Here is a 12097-nt window from a genome sequence, read left to right on the forward strand (position 1 = left end):
CTAATATGATATGAGCAAGTGAATATATGATGCCGGTTAAGGAATATTTTGAAGGAGTTGAATTCACTGCCTAGGATGGCTTGCCGCCCCTAGTACTGTAATGAGACGGATCAGTGCGATTAGAGCAGTCGAAGAACGCCAACAAGGTGCGAGTGATGAGCGTCGATATGGCGATTGACTGCGGCCCACAAGTCAACCCGGAACGTACTCGTGCGCAGCTCGAAGGTGGCGCCATCATGGGCTGAGCCTGGCGCTGAGTGGCGAGATCCCTTTTGGAAAGGGGCGTGTAACCCAAAGCAACCTCCACGACTACGAAGTGCTGCGCCATAACGCATCTCCGCGAACGAGCCGAACCCATCTAGTTAACGACGACCACAACCTACCACCTAGCGGTGTAGGCGTACCCCCAGTGCCGCCAGTGGCACCGGCGCTATGCAATATCATCTTTGCTGCAACCGGCAAACAGGTGCGTAGCTTGCCTGTGCGCACTGTGGGGTGAGTATTCTCTGGTTGTGAGCATACAGGCAGGCTAAGAAAGTTATGCGCTGCTTGATCAGTCTTAGCTGAGGAGCTGAGACGAAAGGAGTCGACAAGCCACGTCAACGAAGGGCTGCTCTTGGCCGTTAGCCGTCGTCGGTGAGATGGCAGCGCCCGGCCAGAAGCGGCACGAGCGCGCGATTACTGATGGGATCGTCGGGAAAGGCAGCGCCACCAAACCCTTCAACGGCACTGGCGGAAGGGGGTGTTGCCGCAGTGGATGTCCGATGGCAACGCGATGGCGCTGTCTGACTGAAACACCACCCTTAAAGCGCAATTCTGTTGCCGCAGCGGATGCCAAACGGCAACGCTGGCCTCAGCGTTTATTATTCCCGAGGCCGACTATGATGCTTTCAAGAGGCGTGGCGAGCTTCATCCTGTGAATCGGAACGGCATCCGAGCCAAAGGCCGTCGCTGGGCAAGGCTGCTAGTTCAGCATTGGCCCCGCAGCCTTCAATTCCGCAGCTGGAAAGGCACTAGCCAAGAAGCTTCCGATGGATAGGGTCGCCTGAAAGCAGTGGGTCATTGTTAGTAGAAGCTACAAAGGGACTTTCTCAACAGAACACTCAGATAGTCAGTTTCAAATTATAAAATTTTCAGCTTTCAGGCTGGACAGGGTGAGAACGCCGAGATAGCCTCAAAGCTCACAAAGGCACCGGGCGAGCCTATCGCCCCGCCGCCAATGGCGGAAAATACGACACGTAGTGTCGTCGCTACACTGCCTTACGCGTGGTGTAGTTAACAAAAAGTGCGATCGCAAATCGGCGATACACATAATCAAATCGGGCCTTTACGCCCGCATCAAGGCAAAAGCCGCGGTGTGCACGCTACAGGCGCGCCCGCCGAATCGATCCCAGGGATCACCTCTCAGTAGCCCTAACGAGCCCGCTGAGCACAAATCTCGAACTGGCTATCAGCACGCGCCGCGCAGCGTTCATCGGCATCTACACGCCCTGCGCCCCCATGCGCCCCTGCCACCAGTCTAAAAGTCGCACACAGAGACGGCTCTCTCAAAAAGGGCCAGACGCTTAGTGCTGCGTGGGTTTCAGCCGTTCGATTTACGGACGAAACCGGACGAATCACCCGTAGAAATGAACTGGGGCCCACCGGTCGAGGCGGTGGGCAGGCCGACATAGGCCGATGCCGGACTGCTGCAGCGAAAAACTGCAGGGGGTTGCGATTAGCCCCGCCATAGCTCCCACCCCCCGCCCTACGGAAAAAATCTCCTCGTACGCACCGCCTGCACGGTGCTGCCCGCACGGTCGGCGAGAACCAAAAAACTCTCGCGAAAAACTTACCAGTTTTAAGGGCGCGGGCTCTCCTTTAACTAATTTCATTTTGAGGTTTTGTATGGTAACTCGCAACTTAGGTTTGAAAACGAGAGATATTAAAAAAGCCGGCGAATTTTCACTTAAGCGAGGCAATCTTTCATTTAGCTCTGCGGCGACAATTGCTGACCGCTGGAAACCGTTCGCTAGTTATATGACTGAGAATAATATCAAAGACCTTAAGGATTTATCCCGAGAGGATCTGATTGGGTATGGGGTGCTGCTTTCTGATCGTGTTGGCGATGATGAAATATCCGTTCCGTATGCGCAGAACCTGGTAAGCGCGGTTAACACGGTTATGAAAATGGCAACTCTTGGTGCATGGCATTCGGTCAGCCCGACATTGGATTGCGGGATTCCGGAGCGCTCGCACATAAGGACGTCGCCTCCAGATGGATTGTGCCGTGAGGCATTTTATCGCGCATTGAATGCGTTAGACGGCGAGTTCTCCGAGGGAAAAGCGGTTGCAATTCTAGCTCGGGAGTTTGGGCTCAGAACTAAAGAGGCAGCTCTCCTTGATAGCAAAAAAGCACTTGAGGAAGCGCACGACGGCGGACGTGTAAATATCACGCGCGGCACTAAAGGTGGGCGCAAAAGAAAAGTTCCACTTTCATCATCTTCTCAGATTCAGGCCTTGGGGTTTTGTGCTTTTGTTCAGGGTCAGAGAAATCTTTTGATTCCAAAAGACAGCAACTGGGAGAAGTTTCGAGGAAATCAGATTCGCCAGATGCGAGAGGCATTACAGAAGCACGGCATCAGTCGACTACACGAGTTGCGTGCGGCATATGCCTGTGAGCGCTATGAGCAGCTTTCAGGTGTGCCTGCTCCAGTGCTAGGAGGTATAGAAACGCCACTAGGAAATATGGCTCGAATAAAAGTTGCTATTGAGCTAGGACATGGTCGGATTGATGTAACTAACTCTTATCTAGGAGCTCGCAATGCTGACGCGCGAACTCAACCATAAAATCCACCTTTATAAGTCTCGCGGTGGAAAGGCGAGTCGGAGGCGTTCTGCTCAGCGCATGTTGGAGTTTGTTAATTGGTGCAATTGCGAGGCACATCAGTCCGGGAAAAAACATGTCCATAAGTTTTTTGAGGAAAAAAACTTTGCACCATCTACCGTGCGTGATTACTGGTACGCAATTAAAACGCTTTGGGAGCTTATGGGGCGTGTTGGAGAACCGCCCAAGCCATGCGCCCTGAAGAGGCCGGTAAAGGCATCTTCTTAATAATTATTCTCAACAGGTATTTGCGACATGTTAGAAAATAAAGTTCATATAAAATTTGACTTAGGTGAAAGGCCGCTGAAAATGCCCAGCATCAAACACGCCTTTGTGATGGTGCCGCAGCAAAGCGTTGATCAGCTGTATGCTGAGTTGGATAAGTCGAAGGTGGTGCGTGGGATTATTTTGCTTCACTATCTAACCCAAGGTAGTGTCTTGCTGCGGGTCTGCCCAGAACCTTTTGTAAAAGAAGGCCCATCGCGCATCGATGTAGTATCTTTTAACAGTATGCGTAAAAAATGCTGGAGTTATCATGGGGATAAAATCTACTACTCTAAGTTTGTGTCTCTGGTTGACGCAGAGGGGAAAGAGCTGCCGCCTGAGGATAAAGCAAAGCTGATTAGCTATTATTTTAACGTTGCCAGTACTGTGAGGCTGTCTGCTGGAAAAGATCACCGGAATAAAAATTTTCGGGCTCTATCTGGGGAGAGGTTTATTCCCGTGGTGAAAGCTTTTTCCATTCGCGGGTTGCTGTCAAAGCTAATGTAATAACGGGGTCAGACCCAATGCCTTGCTTGCGCTGTTTATTCAGTGCAAGCAAGGTTTTTTGTTTTCGCTGCTGAAAAGTTTCTAATGATAAGGGAATATGGTTCTACCGATTAAACCAAATATCTTTAATTGTGAGCGGCGGTTGGAAGGCTCCCTCCAGAGAAAGCTCTACTGACCGCTTTTCTGGTCGTACGCTACGCATGGACAGCAGAAATTCTTGCGCTGACTGAGAGGCTGCCATTGGATATTCGTCTGGGGTTGTCCCTGCTGCTCCCGAGACATCATTTTCCCTCTGGTTGGGGATAATCCAGCCGGCACGCACAAGGGAAGAGGCCTCATGGAACTGATCGACAACATCAACACCCTGCTTGGTGAAAATCTCAAAGGTACGCTCAAGCCGGGCTCGAAGCTGAAGATCGCCGCTTCGTGCTTTTCGATCTACGCCTACGTGGCGTTGAAGAGGGAACTGGAGAGCATCGACTCCCTTGAATTCATCTTCACCTCGCCAACCTTTGTGCCCAACGAGGCCAGCGACAAGATCAAAAAAGAGCAGCGTGAGTTCCATATCCCCAAGGCTGAGCGCGAGCGCAGCCTGACGGGCAGCGAATTTGAAATCCAGCTGAAGAATCAGCTCACGCAAAAGGCTATCGCCAAAGAGTGTGCTGACTGGATACGCCGCAAAGCTACGTTCCGCTCCAACCGTGGCCAGGCTCCGATGCAGCCCTTTATAGGTACGCGCGCAGCGGCGGGTGACGCCGTCTTTATGCCTGTTCAGGGGTTTACCGCTGTCGACCTTGGTTACCAGAAAGGCAACGCGCTCTCGAACATCGTCACGCGTTTCGATGAGCCGGCCCACACTGGCATGTTCCTCAGTCTGTTCGAGCAGATCTGGAGCGACCCGGAGAAGCTTGAGGATGTAACCGCGAGGCTCTGCGACCACATAGCGTCGGTCTACCAGGAGAATGCACCGGAGCGGATCTCCTTCCTGATGCTCTACAACATCTTCCGTGAGTTCCTGGAAGACGTGAACGAAGATGTACTGCCCAACGACCGCACCGGTTACCAGGACAGCCTGATCTGGCAGAAGCTGTTCAACTTCCAGCGCGACGCGGCTACCGGCTTGATCAACAAGCTTGAGACCTACAGTGGTTGCATCCTGGCCGACAGCGTGGGCCTGGGCAAAACCTTCACCGCGTTGGCGGTCATCAAGTACTACGAGCTGCGCAACAAATCCGTCCTGGTGCTCTGCCCGAAGAAGCTCGCCGACAACTGGCTGAACTACAACCGCAACCTCAAGACCAATTTTTTCGCCAAGGATCGCTTCAACTACGACGTGCTCTGCCACACCGATCTGACCCGCAGCCGACGATGCGCCGTGCATACAGATCCATAACCGCCGCCATGTAGATCCAGCGATTACCAGCGCAGATATACGTTATGTCGCCGCACCACACTTGGTTCGGGCCGCTCACGGTGAACTGCCGATGCTCTTTCATCCATTGCCCATCTGACCTATAGCCTAACCAGACATCCTTAAACTCACTGGCACCTGTCTGGATAGGGTCGTTTTTTTCATTATTTGGCATCTGTACGGCTGCCTTTATGATCTCGGCGTTACACATTTTCTCTGAGAGGCAGCATGCACGGGCAGCGAATTGGTTACATACGGGTCAGTACGCTCGATCAAAACCCAGATCGTCAATTGGAAGGCGTTCAGGTGAGCAAGATGTTCATCGACAAAGCCTCAGGCAAGGACACACAGCGCCCGCAGCTTGAGGCGTTGCTCAATTACATCCGCGAGGGTGACACCTTGGTCGTACACAGCCTGGACCGGTTGGCGCGTAATCTCGATGACCTGCGCCGTATGGTTCAGCAGCTCACCAGGCGGGGCGTGCGGATCGAATTCGTGAAGGAGTCGCTGGCCTTCACCGGGGAGGATTCGCCAATGGCCAATCTGCTGCTGTCGGTCATGGGGGCTTTCGCCGAGTTCGAGCGCGCGTTGATTCGTGAACGTCAGCGGGAAGGTATTTCCCTGGCGAAACAGCGCGGTGTTTATCGGGGGAGAAAAAGAGCTCTGAGCGACAATCAGGTCGATGACCTGCTCCGCCGCGTCGAGGCTCGTGAGCCAAAAGCAGGCTTAGCACGAGAGTTCGGGATCAGCAGGGCAACGCTCTATGAGTACTTGCGAGCTCCGGCGGTCGGAGAGGGCGAAGCGGGCGGTCTCCACGAGCAGTTGCTCTAACTCGTGGAGACAAACCTGGTAAGAAGCTTAATCTTCCTCGTAACTATCCAGCATTTCTATTACGGTGTGACGGGTCTCCTCATCCAGCCCCTGGACCAATAGCTCTTTTACCTCATCGCTCACTCGCGAGCTGCCATATCGCAGACAAGCCAGGACAGCGCGTTTGACATCTTGGTCCGGGTCGCCAGCTAGAGCTAGCTGCACATCCTCCTCACTGGGCTGGACAAGCACGCCAAACAGATTCAGCGCCAGTTCCTGACGGACTTGGCTATCCGGGTCCTTGGCCAGGAGTCTCTGAGCCTCGGGAGCAAGTGGGTTCAGGTAACTGGAAGCCTCTACCAACTTCAGCCTTACGCTCGCCAGGGCATCTTGCGCCAGCAGTGCCTGGGCGGCAGTGGAAAGCCTGCGCCTTTCAGCCAAGGCCGTGCGCACGCTACTTACCTTGTCCTCGCAGAGAAGCAGTTGCGCTTCCTCACACAGGTGGTTCCCAAGCCACTCATCGTTACCCCTTGCCAATGCTGCGCGAACACTGATCTTGTCGTCCCTGGCCAGTACCAATTGTACTGACGGCTTCAGTTGGGGATAGATAGCCAGCAATTCCCGGATCGATTGGTTATTGTCCCGTGCAAGCAGTTCCTGTGCTTTTGGGTGCAGGGCGAACATGAAGTCGAAATCTCGTTTCAATAGCTGCGCACGTACGCTTTTCTCCGGGTCGTTGGCGAGCATCAGTTGTACGGCTTTGCCAAGGTGACTCTTGGCGGCGACGGCGCAGCGCACGCTGACAGCTTTATCCTGGGCCAATTCCAGTTCCATCGCCCGGTCCATCCAATAGTCGCGCAGCGATGCAGCGCGAACTTCGGCTATTGGATCGCGAAGCAACTGGCGCAGAATGTCGATATCCACGGCCTCGTTAGCGGCCAGTCGCGCTCTGACCTTGGAGCACTTGTGCTCCGCCAGAGCCTGTTGCACGGGCCTGATCAGCACTGAGTTGCCGGCCAACGCCTCTAGCAAGGTTTCCGCATTTTCGCCCTGGCCCAATAATGCAGACTGCAAGTAATCCGGCAGGTTGCCTTTAGCGGCCAGTATCAGTTGTTCCTGGCTCGGAGTTTGTTCCTGCATGATCGTGCTGGGGAAGAGGAAGGAACTGACGCCCCTCTCTGTTGAAGCGCAGGGTTTAGCTTCCGTATTCGCCTGGAAGATCAGGCGCATCAGGTTTTCGCCGATGCTCGTGTTTGCTGCCAGGGTTTCGCGGATTTCAGTACTGCCGGCTTTGTAAAGCGGCATGTACTGTGCCTCGCCCAGGTGGCGGTTGACGGCAAGGGCTTTCTGCACTGTTTCTACATCGTTGACCATCTTGTCAGCGACAGGCCCGCTCAAGGCTGGATTTCGGGCCAGGCGGCTGCGCACCTCCACATTACTGTCATCGGCAAGCCTGGCCTGCAGCACTGGTATCAGGGCGCTGTTGCAGGCCAGTTCACAAAGTGTGGGCGTATCACCTCTTTCAAGCAGGCGTTGCTGGATCTCCGGAGATAGGCCCGCGTTCTGTGCAAGTATCTGACGCACTTCGGGCTCATCGTTGGCCAACTGTTGCTGCACATCTTCCAGCAGGTCTGCGGTGCGTGCTAGGTTTTTTCGGACGTCGGAGTTCGGATCTTTCGCCAGATGCCGCTGGACGTCATGTGCAACCGATTTATTCCAGCCCACCAGTCGCTCTCTGACAGTTTCGTTTTCATCACGCATCAGAACTTCAAGGAAACTTTCATCAATGCCGCTATTTTCTGCCAGCGCCTCGCGAACTTCGTGACTATCGTCCTTGAGCAGCCGCGCTTGTATTTCAGTGTGAAGTGCGGGGTTGCCTGCCAAAGCGGTTCGGACGGATTTCGACTCATGTTGGCTCAAGCTCATTTGCAGCGGTGCGGAGCTTAAATGACGGTTGCCTGCCAGGCTGGCCTGCACTTCCTCGACGTCTGTGCTCAGGCATTGAAGGGCGGCGCTGATGAGATTCGGATGTTCGGCGAGAACGCGCCGCACCTCTGCACTCGGATCCCGGGCTAGCAGCAACTGGGCTGGGGCGCCCAGGTTGCCGTTGCGTGCCAGAGCCGCGCGCACCTCAGGACTAAATTTCACAAGTTCAAGTTGCACTCGGTCGGGTAGGTCAGCTGCTCCCGTCCGGCTGGCAAGCTCTGTGAGAACGTCTTGGTCATCATCACGAGCCAACTGTAGTTGGGCCATTTCACACAGCTCGTCACGACTGGCCAGGCGTTCGCGCACCTCGTAGGACAGATCGCGAGCGAGGTCTTCCTGTACTTCGGGGTAGAGGTTGTCGTTGCTGACCAGGCGTTCGCGCACGGTGACCACCGCATCCTCGGCCAGTTGATGTTGAATGCTTTTGCCCACGGCCTTGTTGGTTGCTAGTGCCTCCCGTACCAGCGACTCCTGATCTGCCAACAACCGTTGCTGCAGCGACTCGTCGTCTGTTCTTTTTGCTAATTGACGTCGTTGGTCGGTGTTTAGCTTCAGGCGATCGAACTGCGCCGCTATCAGATCATGGGGTGCGTGGGTGTGTAAGCAGGCCAGATGCAGCAACTCGGGATCGAATCCCGGTTGACCTTCTTCGATATTGATCCGCAGCGTTAACAACGCTTCTGGGCAATTAGGGTTTCCGTAAGCCGCAGTTCGAACTTTGGAATTGCTGTCGTTGACCAGTTTTTCCAGCAGGTCGTCCGGGCAGTCTTCATGTCGGGCAACTTCCTCACGGCGTAGCGCGTTGTGGCTCTCGGTCATCTGAATCATCTGGGCTACGCTAAGGCCATCGCTGGACGAAGCCGGCTTTAGCTTTAGCTTCTCGAACAGATCTTCGTATTTGGCAACCTGCTCGCGCAGGGTTTCCCGCAGCGGTACGGTCAGTTCGATAGCGGCCTCGAGGTCTTCGAGTTTCAGTGATCGATTTTCCAGAAAGGCCGTTTCTCGAGCTTCATTGATTGCATTCTGGATGTCTGCACCAGCGTAGTCGCGACACTGGGTAACCAGCTTGCTACGTTGCCCTGGTTCAAGCTTCAGGGACTCACCCATAAGGTGTATATCGAGAATCGCCCCGCGTTCGGCAGCGTTGGGGAAGCCGACATAGAACACCTCGTCGAAGCGCCCCTTGCGCAGCAGTTCCGGGGGCAGGGCGATAATGTTATTGGCGGTAGCGATGACGAAGACAGCCCCCGTCTTCTCCTGCATCCATGTCAAGAAGTAGCCGAACAGCCGCGACGAGACCTCCGAACCACTGCCACTGTTCATGCCGACGAAAGCCTTTTCCAGTTCATCTATCCACAGAATGCACGGACTGACCGACTCGGCCATGCTCAGGGCGCGGCGCATGTTGTGTTCGCTTTCGCCAACGTATTTTCCAAGCAGCGAACCGATATCCAAACGTAGCAGAGGCAACTGGAAAAGGCCGGCGGCGGCCTTGGCGGTGAGCGACTTGCCGCAGCCCGGCATGCCAGCGATCAGTACGCCCTTGGGCGCTGACACCCGAGCTGCACGGGCTTCGCCTAGGCGTCGGAAGATTTGCGCACGACGGCTTAGCCAGGTCTTGAGATTTTCCAGACCGCCGATATCGCCAGCGTTCTCGCTGACCCTGAGCATTTCCAGCACACCGCTCTTGGAGATGATCTGCTCTTTCTCGTGCTGGATCAGTACCAGAGATGCTTCGTTGATTTGCTCGTGGTGTTGCCTAACCATCGCTAGTGCCGAACGAATCTCTTCCTGGTTCAGACCGCTGCATGCAGCGTGCAGGCGCTGGCGAAGCGCTTCAGGTACCTGCAGATCCAGCTGCTGGCAAACCATCTCGGCCTGGCTGCTTACTTCCTCACCACGGGGCAGTGGTAGGTGTAGCAGCGTGATTTGCGCTTCGATCTCGGGCGGTATGTACAAGGTTTCCGAGACCAGTACGACTGCGGCCTTGCCACGATGGTGGCGCTGAATGCGGTTGAGTAGTTGCTTCAGCCTCGCCACCGCCACAGGCTGGTGTTCTAAAGCACCGCGCGCGTCCTTGATGATAAAGAGCTTGTTGTCCAGATCATCGTCCAGAAGCGACGGTAGGCTGTCGGCCAGGTCGGTCTTCGCCGGCTGACTGGTACGCGGTTGCTTGTTGAAGAAATTCACCCATCCATAGCCGAGATTCCATTCCTTTGGATGCAAGCACAACTGAGCGGCTACCTCCTTGAGCATGGCATCAACGCGGGTTTCTTCCCCAGAGTGGATGTACAGCCCCGGATAGCCGGCGACCAGATAAGACTTTATCTTGGCCTTAACGTCTAGCAAGTTCACGACGTTCACCACAGAGACGAGAGGCTGGACGCAAGATTACGCAGGCTGCTGCCAACCGACTCGATTGCCCGACCAGCTCCCTCAAGCATTACTGCTGCCACCCTTGTAGCTGTTCTGGCGATCGACTTGCCGGCTTTGTAAACTAACTCGCCGATCTGCCCTCCAGCGATACCACCAGCCACGCCTCCGACGAAGCCGCCGATGGCAATACCCGCAGGTCCGAACAAAGTGCCGATTGCCGCTCCCAGCGAAGCGCCCTTGGTTGCTCCAGCAATGGCCATGGTAGTGGTAACTGTGGTGTTGCCAATCGCATCAATCGCTTCTTCGCCGGTCAACTCACCCTTACCAAATTTGTAGAGAATTTTGGCGTTCTGCAGACCAACGCAGACGATATTGGTGATTAGTCCTGCTGGAGTATTGCGGAGCGTCGCGCCAAGCCAGCCGTTTTTCACTGCCACGACCACAGCGCCCGAAACTGCCACTTGGGCTGCGGTGTTGGTGCTGGTGCGCAACGAGCTTTCAAAGAACTCTTTGAGATCGTCACTGGCGCTAGGGTTTTCGCGGCCTCTGAAGCTGTTCCAGAAGCGCCGGGCCAGAATCCGGGTTCCCTGCATGCCTACAGCAATACAGGCCCCCACCACCGCCTGCTTACCTATCTGCCTGGCGATGGTGGTGCGGTTGGTATCGTTCCAGTCGTATTGGCGGGATTCTGCTTCCTGTTGAGCTTTTTCCTGAAGTTTCCGAGCCTCCTCTTTGGACAGGGGCTGGGATTTCACGCCACCAGCTTCGATCACTTCCGTGCTGCCGGGCACATCCGTGGCCTGCCCTTCAGGTACCAGTGGCGTCTGTCCTTCGTAGTCGCCGCGGTTGAGCAGTTCTTTTGTGGCTTCTGCATCGGCACCATATTTAGATTGGTACTTGCCGACCACATTGCCATTGCCATCGACGATCTCGATGTCTACCGAGTTCGCTTCCTGCGAACCCACGACCCTGGCACGGTATGGGCTGCCTTTGCTGACGGCGTCGACATTGAACGTATCGACGTGGTGCTGCTCGGCAATCAGGCCGTTGAGGTGGGGGCTGCGGTTGATCTCGCCCTGTAGGGTCGTGATCATGTCGCGCGCATTTTTTGTGGCCTCGGCCAGGGCCTGGTCGATTCTACCCGCGTACTGACCTACATGCACCGAGCCGGAAACGGCCGCATTCTTCTCGATCTCTCTGGCCAACCAGGAGGCTTTGCTGCGGCCTTTGTCCATGTGTGCTTGCAGCGATTCGCTGGACTGGTTGAAGCCCGTCGTGGAGGTTATTACCTGCTGGACTGCAGTCAGCAGTTCCGTTTCGCTGCTCCATACATCAGGGTATTTGCGAAACTCGTTGCTTAGCCACTGGTCTAGCGGCTTTTCTCCCCGCTCCTTGCACGACTCGACGAAGGAGGTAATCACCGCAGTTGTTTTCTCGGCGTTGTTGCTATCGCCTTGGAATAGTTCAGCGTCTAGATATGCCGCTTGAGCCTGATGAATCTGCGCGGGGTCGAGGCTGTTATCTTCGTCGTAGTCTTCGCCTAGAGGCTTTTCCATCTCGGTCATGGCAGTCGTCCGTTTGTTAAGTGCGAGTACTCGGTGAGGTCATCTCTAAGCCTCTGCTGTAATCAGATGGGCTTTAGAATGCGTATATGGGGAATCCGGTAGAGGATGATCGGCAGCAGTTGGTTTTCACGAAGGACCGAGCTGTCCGGGAGTGCCTAAGACGCCGGTTGGGCCGGACTTGAGAAGGTCCAGCCAGGAGCGTCGGTCAGCTGTTGGGAAGGGCTGCTCGGCTCCGCAGATACGTTCAAAATTTCTTACGTCGGCGGGAATCGGGCTGCATCTGCATTGGCTCGCTAACTGGTTGAGCCTGTC

Annotated in this window: 6 protein-coding genes and 2 pseudogenes; 5 read left to right on the plus strand and 3 right to left on the minus strand. The window is 55.1% G+C overall.

Translation table 11 applies throughout. The features are described from left to right. The first annotated feature begins 113 nt into the window (after positions 1–113). From AC0ZJQ_RS07800 to AC0ZJQ_RS07815, 4 genes and pseudogenes are all read left to right on the plus strand, one after another. Positions 114–245 carry a molybdopterin cofactor-binding domain-containing protein gene (locus AC0ZJQ_RS07800; RefSeq protein ID WP_476477641.1) on the plus strand — a complete coding sequence of 44 codons (132 nt, stop codon included), beginning with the start codon at positions 114–116 and terminating at the stop codon, positions 243–245. Between the two features lie 1642 nt (positions 246–1887). Continuing rightward, positions 1888–2829: an integrase domain-containing protein gene (locus AC0ZJQ_RS07805; RefSeq protein WP_476477642.1), complete on the plus strand. Its 942-nt coding sequence runs from the start codon at positions 1888–1890 to the stop codon at positions 2827–2829. Positions 2830–3121: 292 nt separating this feature from the next. Then, positions 3122–3637 (plus strand): hypothetical protein, encoded by a 516-nt coding sequence (locus AC0ZJQ_RS07810; RefSeq protein ID WP_476477643.1) that lies wholly within the window; start codon positions 3122–3124, stop codon positions 3635–3637. Between the two features lie 337 nt (positions 3638–3974). Then, positions 3975–5003 (plus strand): annotated as a pseudogene (locus AC0ZJQ_RS07815) (SNF2-related protein); the annotation flags it as partial. Here the strand turns inward: AC0ZJQ_RS07815 and AC0ZJQ_RS07820 are convergent. Further along, positions 4999–5121, minus strand: a pseudogene (locus AC0ZJQ_RS07820) (DDE-type integrase/transposase/recombinase); the annotation flags it as partial. The pseudogenes AC0ZJQ_RS07815 and AC0ZJQ_RS07820 overlap by 5 nt on opposite strands. Positions 5122–5276: 155 nt before the next feature. Here AC0ZJQ_RS07820 and AC0ZJQ_RS07825 point away from each other — a divergent pair. Beyond that, positions 5277–5879 (plus strand): recombinase family protein, encoded by a 603-nt coding sequence (locus AC0ZJQ_RS07825; protein ID WP_476477644.1) that lies wholly within the window; start codon positions 5277–5279, stop codon positions 5877–5879. Positions 5880–5906: 27 nt separating this feature from the next. Here AC0ZJQ_RS07825 and AC0ZJQ_RS07830 read toward each other — a convergent pair whose 3' ends face one another. Beyond that, entirely contained in the window at positions 5907–10199 is a 4293-nt protein-coding gene (locus AC0ZJQ_RS07830; protein ID WP_476477645.1) for an AAA family ATPase, read from the minus strand. A gap of 5 nt (positions 10200–10204) precedes the next feature. Then, positions 10205–11785 carry a hypothetical protein gene (locus AC0ZJQ_RS07835; RefSeq protein WP_476477646.1) on the minus strand — a complete coding sequence of 527 codons (1581 nt, stop codon included), beginning with the start codon at positions 11783–11785 and terminating at the stop codon, positions 10205–10207. Positions 11786–12097 lie beyond the last annotated feature (312 nt).

The organism is Stutzerimonas sp. 21-1, assembly GCF_056336065.1.